Origin of the sequence: Thioclava litoralis, assembly GCF_045278885.1 — a bacterium.
GTDB lineage: Bacteria > Pseudomonadota > Alphaproteobacteria > Rhodobacterales > Rhodobacteraceae > Thioclava > Thioclava litoralis.
Genome location: NZ_CP135443.1, coordinates 279,269 through 298,387, shown reverse-complemented (window position 1 = coordinate 298,387; position 19,119 = coordinate 279,269). Strand labels below are relative to the sequence as shown.

15 protein-coding genes are annotated in these 19,119 nt (G+C 61.8%); 11 read left to right on the top strand and 4 right to left on the bottom strand.

Translation table 11 applies throughout. The features are described 5' to 3' along the window. Positions 1-44 precede the first annotated feature (44 nt). The 3 genes from RPE78_RS01395 to RPE78_RS01385 all read left to right on the top strand — a co-directional run bounded on the left by RPE78_RS01395 (position 45) and on the right by RPE78_RS01385 (position 4,896). On the top strand, positions 45-1,691 hold the full coding sequence (locus RPE78_RS01395) for a lysine--tRNA ligase (RefSeq protein WP_406721021.1): 1,647 nt from the start codon (positions 45-47) through the stop codon (positions 1,689-1,691). A 207-nt stretch (positions 1,692-1,898) separates the two neighbouring features. Continuing rightward, on the top strand, positions 1,899-2,438 hold the full coding sequence (locus RPE78_RS01390; protein WP_406721020.1) for a hypothetical protein: 540 nt from the start codon (positions 1,899-1,901) through the stop codon (positions 2,436-2,438). A 169-nt stretch (positions 2,439-2,607) separates the two neighbouring features. Continuing rightward, positions 2,608-4,896, top strand: a complete 2,289-nt coding sequence (locus RPE78_RS01385) for a glycosyl hydrolase family 28-related protein (RefSeq protein ID WP_406721019.1) — start codon at positions 2,608-2,610, stop codon at positions 4,894-4,896. A 54-nt stretch (positions 4,897-4,950) separates the two neighbouring features. Here the strand turns inward: RPE78_RS01385 and RPE78_RS01380 are convergent, their stop codons facing one another. After that, positions 4,951-5,493: a HugZ family protein gene (locus RPE78_RS01380; RefSeq protein WP_406721018.1), complete on the bottom strand. Its 543-nt coding sequence runs from the start codon at positions 5,491-5,493 to the stop codon at positions 4,951-4,953. 478 nt (positions 5,494-5,971) lie between these two features. Here RPE78_RS01380 and acs point away from each other — a divergent pair, with 478 nt between their 5' ends. The 8 genes from acs (at position 5,972) to RPE78_RS01340 (ending at position 15,696) form a co-directional block, all read left to right on the top strand. Beyond that, entirely contained in the window at positions 5,972-7,906 is a 1,935-nt protein-coding gene (acs, locus tag RPE78_RS01375) for an acetate--CoA ligase (protein ID WP_339109525.1), read from the top strand. Positions 7,907-7,910: 4 nt separating this feature from the next. Then, on the top strand, positions 7,911-8,606 hold the full coding sequence (locus RPE78_RS01370; protein WP_339107734.1) for an adenylate kinase: 696 nt from the start codon (positions 7,911-7,913) through the stop codon (positions 8,604-8,606). 125 nt (positions 8,607-8,731) lie between these two features. After that, positions 8,732-8,989, top strand: coding sequence for a DUF4212 domain-containing protein (locus RPE78_RS01365; protein WP_406721017.1), 258 nt, complete (start codon positions 8,732-8,734; stop codon positions 8,987-8,989). Positions 8,990-9,007: 18 nt separating this feature from the next. Beyond that, positions 9,008-10,735, top strand: a complete 1,728-nt coding sequence (locus RPE78_RS01360) for a sodium:solute symporter family protein (protein WP_339107732.1) — start codon at positions 9,008-9,010, stop codon at positions 10,733-10,735. 121 nt (positions 10,736-10,856) lie between these two features. Beyond that, positions 10,857-12,689, top strand: coding sequence for a DUF294 nucleotidyltransferase-like domain-containing protein (locus RPE78_RS01355; RefSeq protein WP_339107731.1), 1,833 nt, complete (start codon positions 10,857-10,859; stop codon positions 12,687-12,689). 46 nt (positions 12,690-12,735) lie between these two features. Beyond that, a complete protein-coding gene (locus RPE78_RS01350) occupies positions 12,736-13,269 on the top strand; it encodes a hypothetical protein (protein WP_339107730.1) in 534 nt (177 codons plus the stop codon). Next, positions 13,262-13,648: a response regulator gene (locus RPE78_RS01345; protein ID WP_339107729.1), complete on the top strand. Its 387-nt coding sequence runs from the start codon at positions 13,262-13,264 to the stop codon at positions 13,646-13,648. Before RPE78_RS01350 ends, RPE78_RS01345 begins: the two co-directional genes overlap by 8 nt. Then, positions 13,648-15,696, top strand: a complete 2,049-nt coding sequence (locus RPE78_RS01340) for an exonuclease domain-containing protein (protein ID WP_406721016.1) — start codon at positions 13,648-13,650, stop codon at positions 15,694-15,696. Before RPE78_RS01345 ends, RPE78_RS01340 begins: the two co-directional genes overlap by 1 nt. Before the next feature lie 144 nt (positions 15,697-15,840). Here RPE78_RS01340 and RPE78_RS01335 read toward each other — a convergent pair whose 3' ends face one another. The 3 genes from RPE78_RS01335 to gatB form a co-directional block, all read right to left on the bottom strand. Continuing rightward, positions 15,841-16,467 (bottom strand): DnaJ domain-containing protein, encoded by a 627-nt coding sequence (locus RPE78_RS01335; RefSeq protein WP_339107727.1) that lies wholly within the window; start codon positions 16,465-16,467, stop codon positions 15,841-15,843. Between the two features lie 278 nt (positions 16,468-16,745). Then, a complete protein-coding gene (locus tag RPE78_RS01330; protein ID WP_339107726.1) occupies positions 16,746-17,297 on the bottom strand; it encodes a DUF4177 domain-containing protein in 552 nt (183 codons plus the stop codon). Between the two features lie 189 nt (positions 17,298-17,486). Next, positions 17,487-19,004 carry an Asp-tRNA(Asn)/Glu-tRNA(Gln) amidotransferase subunit GatB gene (gene gatB, locus RPE78_RS01325; RefSeq protein ID WP_339107725.1) on the bottom strand — a complete coding sequence of 506 codons (1,518 nt, stop codon included), beginning with the start codon at positions 19,002-19,004 and terminating at the stop codon, positions 17,487-17,489. Positions 19,005-19,119: the final 115 nt, after the last annotated feature.

Sequence of the window (19,119 nt, the reverse complement as noted above, 5' to 3'; positions counted from 1 at the left end):
AACGGGGCGGTTTTTCGCCCAATTCCACCGTTATGAGGTATAGCATGAGCACTCTGCGCGACGCCGCACTGAAGTCCAAAGCATGGCCCTTTGAAGAAGCGCGCAGCATCCTCAAACGGTACGAGAAACAGCCGCCCGAAAAGGGCTATGTGCTGTTCGAGACGGGCTATGGTCCCTCGGGGCTGCCGCATATCGGCACCTTTGGCGAGGTGGCGCGCACGACGATGATCCGCCGCGCGTTTGAAGCGATCTCGGATATCCCGACCCGCCTGATCTGTTTCTCGGATGACATGGACGGGATGCGCAAGATCCCGTCGAATGTGCCCAATCAGGAGATGCTTCACGAGAATGCGCAAAAGCCGCTGACCTCGGTGCCGGACCCGTTCGAGGAATATGAGAGCTTCGGCCATCATAACAACGCGATGCTGCGTCGTTTCCTTGATACGTTCGGCTTTGAATACGAGTTTTATTCGGCAACCGAATTCTACAAATCGGGCCAGTTCGACGAGGTGCTGAAACGCGCGGTCGAGCGCTATGATGACATCATGAAGGTGATGCTGAAATCGCTGCGCGACGAGCGGGCCTCGACCTATTCGATCTTCCTGCCGATCCATCCCGAGACGGGCCGTGTTCTTTATGTGCCGATGAAATCGGTGAATGTGGCGGATTACACGATCACCTTTGACGACGAGGATGACCGCGAATGGACGCTGCCGGTGACGGGCGGCAATGTGAAGCTGCAATGGAAGCCGGATTTCGGCGCGCGTTGGGCGGCTTTGGGCGTCGATTTCGAGATGTATGGCAAGGACCACTCGACCAACACCCCGATCTACGACCGCATCTGCGAGATCTTGGGCGGCAAGAAGCCCGAGCATTTCACCTATGAGCTGTTCCTTGATGCCAATGGCGAGAAAATCTCGAAGTCCAAGGGCAATGGCCTGTCGATCGACGAATGGCTGACCTATGCCTCGACCGAGAGCTTGGGCTATTTCATGTTCCTCAAGCCCAAGACCGCGAAACGGCTGCATTTCGATGTCATCCCGAAGATGATGGACGAATATCACCAGCAGCTGCGCGCCTTCCCCGATCAGACCTTGGAACAGCAGGTGGCCAACCCTGTCTGGCACATCCACGGCGGTCAGCCGCCGGAAAGCAAGATGGTGGTGCCGTTCTCGATGCTGCTGAACCTTGCGTCGGTGGCAGGGGCTGCGGATAAGGACGGGCTATGGGGCTTTATCCGCCGCTATGCGCCGGAAGCGACCCCCGAGAGCCATCCCGATCTGGATCAGGCGGCGGGCTTCGCGCTGCGTTACTTCGATGATTTCGTGAAGCCCACGCTGCAATTCCGCCTGCCGTCGGATCAGGAGCGTGCGGCGCTGGAAGATCTGCTGGCCTGCCTGCAAGATCCGGCCCGCGCTGTGGCCGAGATTGCCAAGAAAAACGACGCCGAGGGCAAAGGCGAGGCCGCTCCGGAAGCCGATATGACCTCGGATGATTTCCTGCAGACCTTGGTGTTCGCGATTGGCAAGAACCACGGGTTCGACAACCTGCGCGCGTGGTTCCAGGCGCTGTACGAGGTGCTGTTGGGGCAATCCCAAGGGCCGCGTTTCGGCGGGTTTATCGCACTTTACGGGGCGGATGAGACCGTGGCGCTGATCACGCGCGCGCTGAAGGGCGAACTGGTCGCCTGAGCCAGATCCAAGACTTGTGAAACCGCTCCGGATTTTTGCTTCGGGGCGGTTTTGTTAACTATAGATTGAGCTATCCGCGCGACACTTGGCCTATCTCCTGCCAGAGGTGCTGCCATGCTTGTCCGTCTCAGTCTATGCTGTCTGCTTGCCGGTGTGTCTTCCGGTTATGCATTTGATATTGATCGTTATTTCTTTATAGATACCGGCATGTCCAGCCTTGGGGCCTATCTGGCGCCCGAGGTGGCACTGGGGCCGAATCTGTCACTGCGGCTGCCGGTTTATGCGGCGGAGCTGGGATCTGTATCTGTTAACCAGAGAGGCACGGCCTTTCACGGCGGGCTCGACTCGTTTCAGGGCGGGGTGGTGCTGGATTACAGGCCGTGGGAAAATGGTGTGTTTGTCTCGGGGGGTGTGCTTTGGGGCGGATATGATTTTTCGGGACAGTTGCGTGAGATTGACACCGGGAGCGGCCCTGTATCGGGGGCCTTCGGTTTCGAGGTGGCACAATCGCAGGATGTGGCGCCGGTGGTGTCGGTGGGCTATCGTTATTTCTCGGGCTCGGCGTTTTATGCAGGGGTCGAGCTGGGCGGGAAAATTGCCACCCATACTCTGCATCTGACGGGGCTCGAGGCGCTTGATTCTGTGGACAAGCGCGCGGTCGAGGTGGAGCAGGCCCGCATTAATGCCGATCTGGAGGAGGTCTCGGTGGTGCCGTTTATGACGGTTTCTGCCGGTTTTGCTTTCTGAAATCCTCGCCCTGTTGCGCGGGCTGTTGCAAGCGGACGCTGCGGTCGGAAGATGTTCATACCTGAGGACCAGCCTGTGATCAGGCGGCAGAAGATCTTTGCAGATGGCGTTGGCCGGAGCTTTCCGGAGCACGCCTTGCGGGTGATGCCGATGATCACAGGAGGATGCTATGAATGTCGCGATAACCGAGGGGCTGGCCATCATGCCGCCCGCATTTTCGGACGGGCTGGATGTCTGGTCTTCGGCCAACGGAACCAGCGGGTCTGCGACATATGCGGGTTCGGCCTCGGCGGCTTATGTGCCCTCGGATGCCGATTTTGGGGGCTGTCTGGAACTGCAGAAGACCCAGTCCACGCAGAAACTGCGCTGGATGGGTCAGGTGCCAATCCGGCCCGGTCTCTATCTGCAGATCACCGCACGGGTGAAGGCGGTCAGCGGGAACCTTCCCAGCGTGCGGATTGCGGGCTATGCGATGGGCGCGTCGGCGCATGTGTCGGGGCTGACCGAGGTGGGGGCGGCCACAGCGCTATCGGCCTATGGCGAGGTGGTCACGGTGCGGGCCATCGTTTCGGTTGCCGCTCGCGAAGGCGTGGATATGGCTTGGGGAATGGACCCTGTTTACGGCCATTTCGGCATTGATCTGACCGGACAGACGGGCGGAGTGGTGCGCATCGACGATCTGGAGATCGAGGATGTCAGCGAGTATTTCTTCCGCGATCTGATCGGCATGGTGGATGTGCGCGATTACGGGGCCAAGGGCGATGGCAGCACCGATGATGCGGCAGCCTTTGCGGCAGCCGATAGTGATGCGGGCGGGCGCACGGTTCTGGTGCCGGAGGGCAGCTACTACATTGCGTCCTCGATCTCGTTGCAATCGCCCATGCGGTTTATCGGGACGCTGGTGATGCCTGCGGCGGCACGGCTGGCGCTGATGACGAGCTATGATTTCCCGACCTATGCCGCGGCCTTTGGCGATGAGGAGCTTGGCCTGCGCAAGGCGTTGCAGGCGCTATTCGGCTATGTGGATCATAACGTTCTGGACCTGAAAGGCCGTCGGGTGGAAATCACCAAGCCGCTGCGGGTCGAGGAATACGCCCCCGATCTGTCCAGCTTTTCCAACCGTCGTGTGCTGCAGAACGGCCAGTTGAATGTGATCGAGGGGACGGCATGGAATGATGTGACGGTGACGAGCACGGCCACCTATAATATCGCGCAGCCGACGACCCTGACGGGAGTTGCCAATGTGGCGAATATTCCCGTGGGCGCGCATATCACCGGCACAGGGGTCGGGCGCGAGGTCTATGTGCGGGCCAAGAATGTGGGCGCGCAGACCATCACCCTGAGCCAGCCGCTTTATGGCGGGTCGGGCACGCGGAGCTATACCTTTACCCGCTATCAGTATGTGCTGGATTTCTCGGGGATGGACAAACTGGACCGTTTCAATATCGCCAATGTCGAGATCCTGTGTAACGGCGTGTCCAGCGCGTGGATGTTTGCGCCGGACGGGCAGATGAACCAGATCCGCGACAGCTATGTGGTGCGGCCCAAGGATCGGGTCTTCACCTCGATCGGGCGGGGGTGTCAGGATTTCCTGATCGACGGTTGCCAGTTCCTCTCGGACGAGCAATCCACCCCCGCCCAGGACCGCAAATCGGTGGTGCTCAATGTCAACGCCAATGACGTGAAGATCCGCGACTCGCGCTTCGTGCGCTTTGGCACCACCTTCGTGCTGAACGGCTCGGGGCATCTGATCGTGGGTAACCACTGGTTTCAGGGCGACAACGAGACATCGGCCACGCGGGTGGCGGGGCTGGTCTTTACCCAGACCAATGTGCAATCGGCAGTCACCGGCAATTACATCGATAACAACATTATCGAGTGGACCAACGAACATGACGCCACCCCCGATTTCGGCAATGAATACAGCTTTGGCGGGCTGACGGTGACCGGCAATACCTGTGTGTGCATCAACACGGCCGCCTGGTTCACATGGTTCTCGATCAAGCCCTATGGCACGGGGCATTTCATTCAGGGGCTGAATATCTCGAACAATGTGTTCAAGTCGCTCAATGGCACCATCGACAAGATCGAGAAGGTCGATACCACCTTTGCCGATCTGGATTATTCCCGCATCCGGAATGTGATGATTGAAGGGAATATGTTCAACGGGGTCACCAAATTCACCTGTTCGCCGGTGACGTTGGAGATGAACCAGTCCACCGCGCAGCAGGTCTGGGTGCTGGATGCGGCCGAGTACATGCCGTTCGGGGGATGGGCGCGCAATGTCGAAGGGATCGTGGCCGAGGGGATGGTGCGTGATGGCAGCGCGGCACGGGTGACCGAAATGCCCTATGTGCAGGTCGAACAGGGCACGGCGAAGCAACAGGTCTGGCTGAACTGGTCAAAGGCCACGCGCGGGCGGTTGCAGGTCAGGCTGCGGATGGACACACCTGTTTGACCGAGCCATGCGGGTTTCGGGCCGATACACGCCGCTTCCTTCGGGGGGCGGCTTTCAGCTTTGCAGCAGGTCGGCCGCGGTCAGGCGATAGCTACGGGCAAAACCGCCATTGAGCTGGGCTGCGAGGATATGGAACTCGATGAAGTAGAAATCGCCCAGATCGATATAGAGCTTGGATTTGGGGTGGTCGGCCAGCCAGCGGTCGCGCAGGCTGGGATGACGCGGGTCCATCCGGTCCAGCGGGCGGGCCTCGACTTGAAGGCTGAGGCGGGGATGGGTCAGCGGGTCCCCCTTGCTGCCCGGAATGCCGATCAGCATACCTGCCCGCGGGTCCGCAGCCAGTGCGCGGGCATGGACCGAAAGCCCTGAGACCAGCGACCATAATCCACCCGCCGGACCGGGCCCGATGGCGATGCGCGAGACATGCGGAAAGCCGGTGGCCGGATCAATGGTGCCGATGGCGGCGAACAGCGACTCTGCCAGCAATCTGCGCGCAAGATCGCGCGACTCCTGATCGGCGTCCTGCACTGGATCGGCCCGTTGCACAGCCCCCGAAAGCGGCAGCGGGTCTTTTGGTATGTCGATCGGTGCGGGCATCGGATGTCCCTCTCTGGGGTGGTTTTACAAAGGGTAGGATTGCGGGCGGAGCTTGGCAAGTTTGTGGATAAATCACGCCGTCTCCGGGGCAGCCTTTAGGGCGGATCGAATCAGGTCATTTTCGTCTTCGGGCCATGCTGCACACGCATAAAGTGTTTCTGCGATGCGGCGAAGCCCCTTGGCCTAAAGTTGTAGATGCTGATTTTGCGCTACAGGCAACAGTTTGACGAAACGTCATAAAATCGGCGTAATTTTTCAAAAATTTACAAATACGTAAATATAGACGTGAATAAATTAACAGGAAAAATGAACGAAAAAAGGGGGTTATCAAAAATCGTATCTCGTGTTTACACTCGTCTCTGGGGAAAGGTGCATCTGATGGAGGTCGGAGGCACCGCGCGGCTCAAAAGGGCCGCAGGATATAGCTGAGGGAGGAAAGCTTATGGCTGCTCAGGAACAGGTGCTGGCTGCGCCGGATATGCGCGAAGTACCGAGCCATTTCGGGCCGGCACATGCCGATGCCGCTAAATATCGCGAGATGTATAACGAGTCGGTCGAGAATCCGGAGGCCTTCTGGGGCCGTGAAGGCAAACGGCTGGACTGGATCACCCCCTACACCAAGGTCAAGGACACCGATTTCACCTTTGGTAATGTGTCGATCAAGTGGTTCCATGACGGGGTGCTCAATGCCTCGGTCAACTGCATCGACCGCCATCTGGCCACGCGCGGCGATCAGACCGCGATCATTTTCGAGCCCGACGAGCCGAGCGATCCGGCGCAATACATCACCTATCGCGAACTGAGCGAGAAGGTGAACCGTATGGCCAACGTCCTGCTGTCGCAGGGCGTCATGCGTGGCGACCGTGTGGTGATCTATCTGCCGATGATCCCCGAGGCCGCCTATGCGATGCTGGCCTGCGCGCGGATCGGCGCGATCCATTCGATCGTCTTCGCGGGCTTCTCGCCGGATGCGCTGGCCAACCGGATCAATGACTGTGGCGCGAAGCTGGTAATCACCGCCGACACCGCGCCGCGCGGGGGGCGTCGCACGCCGCTGAAGTCGAATACCGATGCCGCGCTTCTGCACTGCTCGGACAAGGTGCGCTGCCTTGTGGTCAAGCATACCGGCGACCAGACCACGTGGATTCAGGGCCGCGATGTGGATGTGAAGGCGATGATGGAAGACGTCTCGCCCGAGTGCCCGCCGCGTCCGATGAATGCCGAAGACCCGCTGTTCATCCTCTATACCTCCGGCTCGACCGGCAAGCCCAAGGGCGTGGTGCATTGCACCGGTGGCTATCTCGTCTATGCGGCGATGACCCATGAATATGTCTTCGATTATCATCAGGGGGATGTCTACTGGTGTTCGGCGGATGTGGGCTGGGTCACCGGCCATAGCTATATCGTCTATGGTCCGCTGGCCAATGGCGGCACCTCGCTGATGTTCGAAGGCACCCCGACCTATCCGGATGCGGGCCGCTTCTGGGAAGTCTGCGAAAAGCACAAGGTCAATCAGTTCTACACCGCGCCGACTGCGATCCGCGCGCTGATGGGGCAGGGGCCGGAATATGTCGAGAAATACGATCTGTCCGCGCTGAAAACGCTGGGGTCGGTGGGCGAGCCGATCAACCCCGAAGCCTGGGCCTGGTATGACAAATACGTGGGCAAAGGCAAATGCCCCATCGTCGATACCTGGTGGCAGACCGAGACCGGCGGCCATATGATCACGCCGCTTCCGGGCGCGATCCCGACCAAACCCGGATCTGCCACGCGTCCGTTCTTCGGTGTGAAGCCGGTGATCCTTGATCCGACCACGGCGGTCAAACAGGATGAGACCGCCACCGAAGGCGTGCTGTGTATCGCCGATAGCTGGCCGGGTCAGATGCGCACTGTCTGGGGCGATCACGAGCGCTTCCAGGAGACCTATTTCAGCCAGTACAAGGGCTATTACTTCACCGGCGACGGCTGCCGCCGTGACAGCGATGGCTATTACTGGATCACGGGTCGCGTGGATGATGTGATCAACGTCTCGGGGCACCGGATGGGCACGGCCGAGGTGGAATCGGCGCTGGTGGCGCATCAGGCTGTGGCCGAGGCCGCCGTGGTGGGCTTCCCGCATGAACTCAAGGGGCAGGGCATCTACGCCTATGTCACCTTGATGAACGATGTCGAGCCCTCCGACGATCTGCGCAAGGATCTGGAAAAATGGGTGCGCACCGAGATTGGCCCGATTGCCAAGCCCGATGTCATCCAATGGGCGCCCGGTCTGCCGAAGACCCGTTCGGGCAAGATCATGCGCCGTATCCTGCGCAAGATCGCCGAGAACGACACCGGTGCCTTGGGCGATATCTCGACGCTGGCCGATCCGTCGGTGGTTGATGATCTGATTGCCAACCGTGCAAACAAGGGGTGAGCTCATGGCCGATACCGTCAAGACAACACCTGCTGTTCTGATCCTGCTTGGGCCTCCGGGCGCAGGCAAGGGCACTCAGGCCCGGATGCTGGAGGAGAAATTCGGGCTGGTGCAGCTTTCGACCGGTGACATGCTGCGCGAGGCCGTGGCTCAGGGCACGCCTGCCGGTCTGGCCGCGAAATCGGTGATGGAGGCCGGTGGCCTTGTCAGTGACGAGATTGTTCTGGCGATCCTGCGGGACCGCCTTGGCAATCCCGATACCCGTTCTGGTGTTATTCTTGACGGCTTCCCCCGCACGGCGGGGCAAGCGGCGGCGCTGGATGATCTGCTGCATTACACCGATCAGCAGGTGACGGCGGCGATCTCTCTGGCGGTCGATGACGAGGCGATGATCGCCCGTGTTGCTGGCCGCTATACCTGCGCCAAATGCGGCGAAGGATACCACGACACGTTCAAACAGCCCGCCGTGGCGGGCACGTGCGACAAATGTGGCGGCACCGAATTCAAACGTCGGGCCGACGATAATGCCGAAACTGCGCGGACAAGGTTGGAGGCCTATCACGCGCAGACGGCACCGCTCATCGCGCATTACCGCGCGTTGGGCAAGCTGGAAGAGGTGGATGCGATGGGCAGCATCGATACCGTCGCTTCCGAGCTTCGCATGGTCATGGAGGAGAAGGGCGTGACCACGCGCGACTAAGGATCGAAGGACCGGCCCTTGCGGGGGCCGGTCGCCCGATCCGGTTTAAGGGAGGGGCCTGTTTCGGGCAGCCTGAGGGCTGTGCGCGGCTGGTCTATGGAGAAAATCCAAGGGAGACAAACACAATGGCTGATCAACCATCATCCAATGCTTATTGGAAAGCGAATATACGCACGATCCGGCTTTACCTTGTAATTTGGTTCATCTGTTCCTTCGGCTTCGGCATTCTGCTGCGACCGATGCTTGCGGGCATTCCGGTCGGTGGCACAGACCTCGGCTTCTGGTTCGCCCAGCAGGGCTCTATCCTCGTGTTCCTCGTGCTGATCTTTGCCTATGCGGCCAAGATGAACAAGCTCGACCGTGAACATGGCGTCGAAGAGTAACGGAGGCAAGTAAGACTTATGGATCAGTTTACCCTGAATCTGCTGGTAGTCGGCGCGACCTTCGCCCTCTATATCGGCATCGCGATCTGGGCCCGTGCCGGATCGACCTCGGAATTCTATGCGGCAGGGCGCGGTGTCCACCCCGTGCTCAACGGCATGGCCACCGGCGCGGACTGGATGTCGGCGGCGTCCTTCATCTCGATGGCCGGTATCATCGCCTTCGGCGGTTTCAATACCTCGGCCTATCTGATGGGCTGGACCGGCGGCTATGTGCTGCTGGCGATGCTGCTGGCGCCTTACCTGCGCAAATTCGGCAAATTCACCGTGCCGGAATTCATCGGCGACCGCTTCTACAGCCAGACCGCGCGCACCGTGGCCGTGATCTGCCTGATCATCGCATCGGTCACCTATGTGATCGGCCAGATGACCGGCGTGGGCGTTGCTTTCTCGCGCTTCCTCGAAGTGGATAACGCGACCGGCCTCTATATCGGTGCGGCGATCGTCTTCATGTATGCCGTGCTTGGCGGGATGAAGGGCATCACCTACACGCAGGTTGCGCAATATGTCGTGCTGATCATCGCCTATACCATTCCGGCGGTGTTCATCTCGCTGCAACTGACCGGCAATCCGATCCCGGGTCTGGGTCTGTTCTCTGACAGCACCGCCACCGGCAAGCCGATTCTGCAGGAACTCAATGGTCTGCTGGGCGATCTGGGCTTCTCCAGCTATACCGAGCAGTCGGACACCATGCTGAACATGTTCCTGTTCACCATGTCGCTGATGATCGGCACCGCCGGTCTGCCCCACGTTATCGTGCGCTTCTTCACCGTGCCGAAAGTGTCGGATGCCCGTACCTCGGCCGGCTGGGCGCTGGTGTTCATCGCACTGCTCTATCTGACCGCGCCTGCGGTTGGGGCGATGGCCCGTCTGAACCTGATCAACACCGTCTATCCCGAAGGCACCCAATCGGCACCGCTGGCCTATGATGCGCGTCCCGACTGGATGAAGAACTGGGAACAGACCGGTCTTCTGAAATTCGAAGACAAGAACGGTGACGGCCTGATCAACTATGTCGCAGATCCGGCGGCCAACGAGTTCGATGTCAACCGCGACATCATCGTGCTGGCCAACCCCGAAATCGCCAATCTTCCGGGCTGGGTGATCGCATTGATCGCAGCCGGTGGTCTGGCAGCGGCTCTGTCCACGGCGGCAGGTCTGTTGATGGCGATCTCTTCGGCGGTCAGCCACGACCTGATCAAGGGTCAGATCAATCCGGGCATCTCCGAGAAGAACGAGCTGCTGTCGGCACGGATCTCGATGGCGGTGGCGATTGCGGTGGCCACGTGGCTGGGCCTCAATCCTCCGGGCTTTGCAGCGCAAACCGTGGCACTGGCCTTCGGTCTGGCAGCCGCCTCGATCTTCCCCGCACTGATGATGGGCATCTTCTCGAAGCGCATCAACAACAAGGGGGCCGTGGCCGGCATGCTGACCGGTCTGATCGTGACCATCATCTATATCTTCCTGCATAAGGGCTGGTTCTTCATCCCCGGCACGGCAAGCTTCGATGATGCGGACCCGCTGCTTCTGTCGGTGAAATCCACCTCCTTCGGGGCGATTGGCGCAGTGATCAACTTCGTGGTGGCCTATATCGTGTCCTCCGCGACCGAAGAACCGCCGGAAGAAATTCAGGATCTGATCGAATCGATCCGTATCCCGAAAGGCGCAGGCCAGGCCGTGGATCACTGATCCACCAAGACTGGCGATGACTGCAGGCGGGGCCTTCGCCTGTAGTGCTCCGGGGGGCGGGCCCACGTCACCCCCGGAGCATTTTCCCCCCAACCTGATTGCTGGCGAACGGATAGAGATCATGCGTGACGATCTTGCCTCTGTTATGACATTTCTCGAAGGGGTCCACCCCTACGACACCCTGCCGCGTAACGATCTGGCCCGCGTGGCCCGATCCTTTGACCGCAGGACGCTGGAGGCCGGTGCCGAGATCTACCGTTTGGGCAGCGTGCTGGACGGGCTGTATCTGGTGCAATCCGGTGCCGTCGAGGTGAGTGATGCCAACGGGGCGCTGGTCTCGGTGCTGGGGCCGCGCAACAGTTTTGGCGAACGCGGCCTGATGCGCGACGGTCAGGCCGCCACCACCGCGCGGATGCGCGAGGCGGGCGTTCTGCTGCTTTTGCCTGCCGCCGAATTTACCCGTCTGTGCCAGAGCGTTGACAGTTTCCGCCGGTTTTTTGACCGGATGCCGGTGCGCAAAGCCCGTGCAGGGGCCGATCTGGCGACGATGCGGGTGGCCGATCTGCTGTCGGGCAAGGCGGTGGCCTGCCGTCCCGAGACCAATGTGGTCGAGGCGGCACGGATGATGCGCGACCGTCATGTATCGTCCTTGGGGGTGACGGACCCGCAGGGCCGTCTGCTGGGCATCGTGACGCAGCGCGATATGTCGAACAAGGTTCTGGCAGGCAATTTCCCGATGTCGGCAGAGGTGGGGCGGGTGATGACCCCCGATCCGGTGACCCTGCCGCCCGATGCGCTGGGGTCGGATATCCTGCACCGGATGCTGGAAAAAGGGATCGGGCATCTGCCGGTGACCGAGCACGGGCGTTTCATCGGCATGATCACCCAGACCGATCTCACCCGCTTTCAGGCAGTCAGTTCCGCGAGCCTGATCCACGAGATCGCGCGCGCGCAGGATGTCGCCGGTATGGCCGCGATAACCGCGCGTATCCCGCAGCTTCTGGTGCAGCTGGTGGGGGCCCATCACGCGCATGAGGTCACCACGCGGCTGATCACCGATATCGCCGATGCGGTGACCCGCCGTCTGCTGGCGATGGCCGAGGCACAGCTTGGCCCCGCGCCTGCGCCTTGGGTCTGGGCGGCCTGTGGCTCTCAGGGGCGGCAGGAGCAGACCGGCGTCTCCGATCAGGATAACTGCCTGATCGTCGGGGACACGGCCACCGAAGCCGATATGGAGTATTTCCGCCGCTTCGCGCAGATCGTCTCGGACGGTCTGCACGCGTGCGGTTACGTCTACTGTCCGGGCGATATGATGGCGACCAATCCGCGCTGGTGCCAGCGTGCCGAGGTCTGGGCGCGCTATTTCCGCGGCTGGATCGCGACGCCCAATCCCGAGGCGCAGATGCTGGCCTCTGTCATGTTCGACCTGCGGGTGATCGGCGGCACAGCCCCTGCGCTGTTCGAGGCATTGCAGGCCGAAACCCTTGCCAATGCGGCAAAAAATTCGATTTTCGTGGCGCATATGATTGCCAATAGCCTCAAACACCACCCGCCGCTGGGGCTGATCCGCGGCTTTGCCACCATCCGTTCGGGCGAACACCGCCACCAGATCGACCTCAAGCATAATGGTGTGGTGCCGGTGGCCGATCTGGGGCGGGTCCATGCGCTGCGGGGGCAGCTTGCGGTGGCCAATACGCGCGCGCGCCTGCTGGCGGCCTGCGAGGCGGGCACGATATCGGTGGCGGGCGGGCAGGACCTGATTGCCGCCTATGACCTGATCGCGATGACGCGGCTGGAAAATCAGGCACGCCAGATCCGCAAAGGCGCGGCCCCCGACAACTATCTGGCCCCCTCGGCGCTGCCCGATTTCGAACGTTCCCATCTGCGCGACGCTTTCGTGGTGGTGCGCAGCCTGCAATCGGCTCTGGGTCATGGTAAGGCCAGTGTCAGCTAGGGCGGGTGCCCGTGCAACTGTGACGGTTTAACGAAGGAGACCCCTTATGATCGTGGATTTTATCGCAATGCTTTCCGCCGCGGCTCTGGCGGTTCTGGTGGTCTTCGCGTTCCGGCACGGCTTGCGCAAATGGGGCGGGGTCGTGCTGCCCAAATGGGTGATGCCCGCAATGGCGGGGCTGGCGATGCTGGGCTATACCATCCATGCCGAATACCGCTGGTATCCCGATCTGAAGGCGGGGCTGAATGGCGATATGAGCGTGGTAATGACGGTCGAGGACCGTAACTGGTGGCGCCCGTGGACCTATGCCGCCCCGGTGACCACCCGCTTCATGGCGGTCGATCTGGCGCAGGTCACCGATCCGGCACCGGGGGTGCGGGCGGGCAAGCTGCTGCTGGTCTCGCGCTGGCAACCGATGCAGCAGGTGCCCGTGGCCTATGATTGCGCAGGCCATCGGCGCGCGGATCTGATTGGTGGCGCGCATCTGCAGGACGGCACCCTGACCGGCGGCGAATGGTTGACTGTCTCGCCGCAAGATCCGGCGCTTGCCGCCCTTTGCGGGAGCGCGCGTCATGGCTGAGGATGCCCCGCGCCGCGTGCTGATTGTCGAGGACGAAGACAATATCGCCTTGGCGCTTGATTTTCTGATGGGCCGCGAAGGGTTTGATCATGCCCGGATTTCCACAGGTGCAGGGGCGCTGGACCTGATCCGCGAAATGCGCCCCGATCTGGTCTTGCTGGATATCATGCTGCCCGAGGTTTCGGGATATGAAATCTGCGAGGCCATGCGCACCGACCCCGATCTGCGCGGCGTGAAGATCCTGCTGATGACGGCGCGCGGCTCTTCGGTGGAACGGCGCAAGGGGCTGGCGCTCGGGGCGGACGGGTTTATCGCCAAACCTTTCGAACTGAAGGAACTGCGCGCCGAGCTGCACCGCCTGCTGGACGAGGCCGCCTGATGTCCGACTGGATTGCCACGCTGGGTCTGCGTCTGCGGGTCTTCCTGCTGTTTGCGGGGCTCGCCTTCGGACTTGTGCTGGCGCTGCTGGCGGGGGTGTGGCTGGGCGGACGGCAAGGGGCCGGACATGAGGCGCTGATCGTCATGGCGCTGGTGTCCGGTCTTCTGGGGGTGACGCTGATTGCGGGACTATGGCTGCTGTTCGACGAGCATGTCGCCCGCCCGATCGAGGCGCTGTCGGGAGCCATGCGCATGGGAGGCTGGGGCGACAGGGCCGCGTTCGACGCCCCCTATCTGGGCGATCTCGCCTCGGCGGGGGCGGCGCTCGGTGCGGCGATGTCGGCCCAGAAGGACCGGCTTGCCGCCGATGTCGAACAGGCGCTGGGGCAGGCGGCAACCAGTCAGGCGCGGCTGGAGCTGCTGCTGGCGGATCTGCCGGTGGGCGTGGTGCTTCTGTCAGCCGACCAGCGGCTGGTCTTCTATAATCCGCAAGCGGCAGAGCTGCTTGGCCACGGTGCCAATCGTCCGGGGCTGGGCCGTAAACTGGAAGATTTCCTCTCGATCGCGCCGATCCTGCATGCGGTGGAACGTCTGGCCAAAAGCGCCGACCCCGAGGCGCGCTCGGATGTGCTTTGTGTCACCGGTGCAGGCCAGACCCTGACCGGCCATCTGCGCGCCGTACCGGCGGGGGAAGGGGGGCATGTGCTGACCTTGCAGGACATGTCGGCAATGATGGCGCAGAACCGCGCGCAGATCGCCCTGACGGCAGAGCTGCTTGCCCGCACCCGACCGGGCGTCGCTGCGCTGCAATCGCTGATGGAAACGCTCAGCGATCCCGATGGCCCCGTTGGCGAGACCCGCGACCGCATCCGTCAGGCGGCCCGCCACGAGGCGCAGACGCTGGCGCAGGACCTGCACCGGATGGCACAGGCTTTCGAAACCCTGCCCGATTGCACCCTGACCGCGCTGCGTGCCTCCGATCTGGCCGAGGCGCTGAGGGCGCGCGTCGAGACGCAGGGAACGGCACTGACCTTGGCCACAGCCCCGCTGATGCTGCGCTGCGATGCGGGCGGGGTGCTGGCGCTCTGGTCGGCGCTGGCGGCGCTGGTCGCGGAGGATCGGCGCAGCGACTTCCGGTTCGAGATCACGCAGGAAGGGGCGGGGGCACTCCTGTCCCTCGAATGGCAGGGCCCGTCCTTGGGGCTCGGCGCTCTGGAAGCCTTCCTGCACCAACCGGACCTGTCGCTGGGGCAATCACCACGCCAGATCCTCGACCATCACCACAGCGATCTCTGGCCCGAACCCCTGCATGACGGACGCGCGCGCCTGTGTATGCCCTTGCGGGAACTGGCGGGCCGCAACGATCCGCCCGCCGCCCTGCCGCGCCGCGTCACCTATGATTTCGACCTGCTCGACCGTCAGCCGCTGGGCGATATCCGTGCCAGCACGCTCGACAGGCTGACCTATGTGGTCTTCGATACCGAAACCACGGGGCTCGATCCCCAACGGGACGCCATCGTGCAGATCGCCGGACAACGTATCGTCAACGGGCGGGTGTCGGAAACCTTCGATATGCTGGTCAACCCCGCCCGTCCGATCCCTACCTCCGCGACCGCCATCCACGGCATTTCCGATGAAATGGTGGCGCAGGCCCCCTCGGTGGCAGATGCCCTTTCGGCCTTCCACCATTTTGCCAAGGATGCGGTGCTTGTGGCACATAATGCGCCCTTCGATATCGGCCTGCTTCAGGCGGCAGAGCAGACCCACCGGCTGGGATACCAATTCGACCATCCGGTACTCGATACGGTGCTGCTCTCGGCCATTCTGTTCGGCCAGTCGCAGACCCATACGCTGGATGCGCTCTGTGACCGTCTGGGCATCATCATCGCGCCGGAATTGCGCCATAGCGCGATGGGCGATGCCGATGCTACAGCCTCCGCCTTCCTGCGCATGTTGCCCGCACTGAAATCCAAGGGCTTGCAGACGCTGTCCGAGGTGATCATCGCCGCGCGCAAACACGGGCGCCTGATCCGCGACCTCAATCTGTGAACCAGACCGGCTGCGGTAAAACGGGCTGCGAAAAAACGGGCTACGGTAAAAACGGGCACCCCGAAAGCGCCCGTCCCGCAGTCCAGCTGCATGAAATATCCCGGGGTGAATTGGGGCCTCAGGCCCCAAGAGGGGCAGCGCCCCTTACTTGAAGAAGCGGCTGTCCTTCAACTGGTCCCACGCCCAGACAACCTCCTGCAGCATCTCCTCCTGCGACCGGTCGCCCCCATTCATATCGGGGTGCAGCACCTTGATCAGCGCCTTATAGGCCTTGCGCACCTCGGCCTTGGTCTCGGCATTGGTCACCTCGAGGATCTCGGCGGCCTTGCGTTCGGTTGGCGGCAGCTTGCGTCCCACAGAACGGCGGCCCGGATTCTGCGTCGCATTCTCGCCCAGAATCTCATGCGGGTCGGTCACCCCATGACGGGCAAGGCCCAGTTTCTCGTCATTGGCGCGGTTGAACGGCTTGGTCGGGCGCTCCCAGACGGTGGCATTGTCCAGAAAGGCCTGAAACTCTTCTTCGGACTGGCCCTGGAAATAGTTCCAGTTCAGGTTGTATTCGCGGATATGTTCCTTGCAGAACCAGAAATATTCGTCCAGCACCTTCGGGCTTTTGGGGGCGCGGTATTTCGCGGGCTCGTTGCAGCCCGCCTTGTCACAGACACGGGTCGAGGTCTCGAAAGCCCCCGACATGCCACGGCGGCCCTTCTGGCGGCGCTTCTTGTCTGCCGCAGCCGAGATGTTAAATCCAAACGGGTCGTTCTTTTCCATAAGGGTGGGTCTCCGTAATCTGACGGCTCGGGGGTAGTATGACGGCATGCGGGGAGGGCAGACCCCGCCTCCGACTCGGGTCACGCATTCTATGTCATTTTTCGTCGGGTGAAAGCCCTGGATCTCACTTTTGATCGCGACGCGAGCGGCCATGAACCCAGCCCGTTCGACAGGCGTATAGGGAGGGCTCTCCTTGGGACAGGCGTGGCAGACGGCACGGGCTTTATGTGACCTGAGGCGGGGGCCTCCGGTGCGGACCGGAGGCGCGGGGCATCCTGTTAGCTGCGGCCCGTCCCGTCATCGCTCTCGCTGGCGGCACCGCCGAGTTTGGGCGATTTGCCTTCCGGCCCGTTGGCCGATAGCGAGCGGGCGCGCTTTTCGATCGCACTGGGGATGCGCGGCGGTTGCGGCGTTGCAGGGCCGGCTTCGGCTTTTGGCAATGTCGCATTAGCGGCTCTGGCGGGCGCGGTCGGCGCAGGCGCAGAGGGCGCTGGTGCAGGGGCAGGCGCCGCATATGTAGCGGCCGGTTCTGCCCGAAGCGGGGCCTTCGGCACCGGTGCCGGATGGTCCTCGGCAACAGGACGCGGGGCAAGCGCGGATTTCGGGCGGCGGAAGACCAGAAGATTGTGATAGGTGGTGGTCTTGCTGCGCAAGCCGCTGCGCTCTTCGGCAGGGAGGGTCTCGGCGCGCAGATAGTGCCAGCCATCTACGGCCATAGCGTTCAGCGTGGCCGTAAGAGTATTGGCAAAACGGTCCTCGGCGGTTTTCAGGCCGCGATCGCGTTCGCCACGCACGGGGGCGGGAATGACTTTATACTCATACTCTTGCATCGGAAGCCTCGCGCGTTCTGGTTCGGGCGGAACTTGTCGGTCATGTGAGGCCCGGGGTCAAGTGACGGATGGGTGAACGCTCTGCAAAGCGGGCATGGAAAAGGGGCGCCAAAGCGCCCCTTCGCAATCTGTTCCGAGCGTTTCAGGACCGGCCGCGTTCAGGATCGGCCGCGTTCAGGACTGGCCGCGTTACTGCCCGAGCTTCTTGACCACCAGCTCGTTGACCGCTGCCGGATTGGCCTTGCCACCCGTCGATTTCATCACCTGGCCCACAAACCAGCCCGCCAGTTTCGGGTTGGCCTTGGCCTTTTCGACCTGCGCGGGGTTGGCGGCGATCACCTCGTCCACGGCGGCCTCGATGGCGCCCATATCGGTGACCTGCTTCATACCGCGCTCTTCGACCAGAACCTCGGGGTCGCCGCCTTCGCTATAGACGATCTCGAAGAGATCCTTACCGATCTTGCCCGAGATATCGCCCGATTTGATCAGCTTGACGATCTTGCCCAGCTGTTCGGGCGACACGGGCGAGGTGGTCACATCATGGTCGTCTTTCTTCAGACGACCGAAGAGTTCGTTGATCACCCAGTTGGCCGAAAGCTTGCCATCGCCGCCGACGGCCAGAACGGCCTCGAAGTAATCGGCATTCTCGACCTCGGCGGTCAGCACCGAGGCGTCATATTCCGACAGGCCGAGTTCTTTCACGAAACGCGCTTTCTTGGCGTCGGGAAGTTCGGGCATGGAGGCTGCGATGTCATCGACCCAAGCCTGTTCGATTTCCAGCGGCAGCAGGTCGGGGCAGGGGAAATAACGGTAGTCATGCGCTTCTTCTTTCGAGCGCATGGAACGGGTCTCGTTCTTGTCGGGATCATAGAGGCGGGTTTCCTGCACCACCTCGCCGCCATCCTCGACGATGGCGATCTGGCGGCGGGCCTCATATTCGATGGCTGCCTGAATGAAGCGCATGGAGTTCATGTTCTTGATCTCGCAGCGCGTGCCCAAGACCGAGAAATCGCCGGTTTCGCGGAATTTCTCGTAATCGCCCGGTTTGCAGATCGAGACGTTCACATCGGCGCGCAGGTTGCCGTTTTGCATATTGCCGTCACAGGTGCCCAAGTAGCGCAGGATCTGGCGCAGCTTGCCAACATAGGCGGCCGCCTCTTCGGGGCCACGGATATCGGGGCGCGAGACGATTTCCATCAGCGCCACGCCCGTGCGGTTGAGGTCGACGAAGGACATGTTCGGGTCCATGTCGTGGATCGATTTGCCCGCATCCTGTTCGAGGTGGATCCGCTCGATACGGACCATGCGCCCGACGCCCGGCCCCATATCGACAAGCATTTCGCCTTCCCCCACGATGGGGTGGTAGAGCTGGCTGATCTGATAGCCCTGCGGCAGGTCGGGGTAGAAGTAGTTCTTGCGGTCAAAAGCCGAGAAGAGGTTGATGTCGGCTTTCAGCCCCAGCCCCGTGCGCACGGCCTGTGCCACGCAATATTCATTGATGACCGGCAGCATGCCCGGCATGGCGGCGTCCACGAAGGCGACATTCGAGTTGGGCTCGGCGCCGAAAGTGGTGGAAGCGCCCGAGAACAGCTTGGCATTGGAATGGACTTGCGCGTGGACCTCGAGACCGATCACCAGTTCCCAATCCGATTTGGCCCCGGCGATGACTTTCGGTTTGGGCGCTTCATAAGCGAGATGGTCGAGCATATCCGCATTCCTCGTGTCTTTGGCAGGCCTCTGGCCCCAACGTGCTTGAGTGTCTTCTAGGACAGGGGCAGATCGGGGGCAAGAGGGGGAATGGGCAGAGGGGGCTCTGCCCCCG

What these genes read in the sequence shown, in the direction of transcription:
- RPE78_RS01395 (WP_406721021.1), top strand. Translation starts at nt 45, where the DNA reads ATGAGCACTCTGCGCGACGCCGCACTGAAGTCCAAAGCATGGCCCTTT.
- RPE78_RS01390 (WP_406721020.1), top strand. Translation starts at nt 1,899, where the DNA reads ATGTCCAGCCTTGGGGCCTATCTGGCGCCCGAGGTGGCACTGGGGCCG.
- RPE78_RS01385 (WP_406721019.1), top strand. Translation starts at nt 2,608, where the DNA reads ATGAATGTCGCGATAACCGAGGGGCTGGCCATCATGCCGCCCGCATTT.
- RPE78_RS01380 (WP_406721018.1), bottom strand. Translation starts at nt 5,493, where the DNA reads ATGCCCGCACCGATCGACATACCAAAAGACCCGCTGCCGCTTTCGGGG.
- acs (WP_339109525.1), top strand. Translation starts at nt 5,972, where the DNA reads ATGCGCGAAGTACCGAGCCATTTCGGGCCGGCACATGCCGATGCCGCT.
- RPE78_RS01370 (WP_339107734.1), top strand. Translation starts at nt 7,911, where the DNA reads ATGGCCGATACCGTCAAGACAACACCTGCTGTTCTGATCCTGCTTGGG.
- RPE78_RS01365 (WP_406721017.1), top strand. Translation starts at nt 8,732, where the DNA reads ATGGCTGATCAACCATCATCCAATGCTTATTGGAAAGCGAATATACGC.
- RPE78_RS01360 (WP_339107732.1), top strand. Translation starts at nt 9,008, where the DNA reads ATGGATCAGTTTACCCTGAATCTGCTGGTAGTCGGCGCGACCTTCGCC.
- RPE78_RS01355 (WP_339107731.1), top strand. Translation starts at nt 10,857, where the DNA reads ATGCGTGACGATCTTGCCTCTGTTATGACATTTCTCGAAGGGGTCCAC.
- RPE78_RS01350 (WP_339107730.1), top strand. Translation starts at nt 12,736, where the DNA reads ATGATCGTGGATTTTATCGCAATGCTTTCCGCCGCGGCTCTGGCGGTT.
- RPE78_RS01345 (WP_339107729.1), top strand. Translation starts at nt 13,262, where the DNA reads ATGGCTGAGGATGCCCCGCGCCGCGTGCTGATTGTCGAGGACGAAGAC.
- RPE78_RS01340 (WP_406721016.1), top strand. Translation starts at nt 13,648, where the DNA reads ATGTCCGACTGGATTGCCACGCTGGGTCTGCGTCTGCGGGTCTTCCTG.
- RPE78_RS01335 (WP_339107727.1), bottom strand. Translation starts at nt 16,467, where the DNA reads ATGGAAAAGAACGACCCGTTTGGATTTAACATCTCGGCTGCGGCAGAC.
- RPE78_RS01330 (WP_339107726.1), bottom strand. Translation starts at nt 17,297, where the DNA reads ATGCAAGAGTATGAGTATAAAGTCATTCCCGCCCCCGTGCGTGGCGAA.
- gatB (WP_339107725.1), bottom strand. Translation starts at nt 19,004, where the DNA reads ATGCTCGACCATCTCGCTTATGAAGCGCCCAAACCGAAAGTCATCGCC.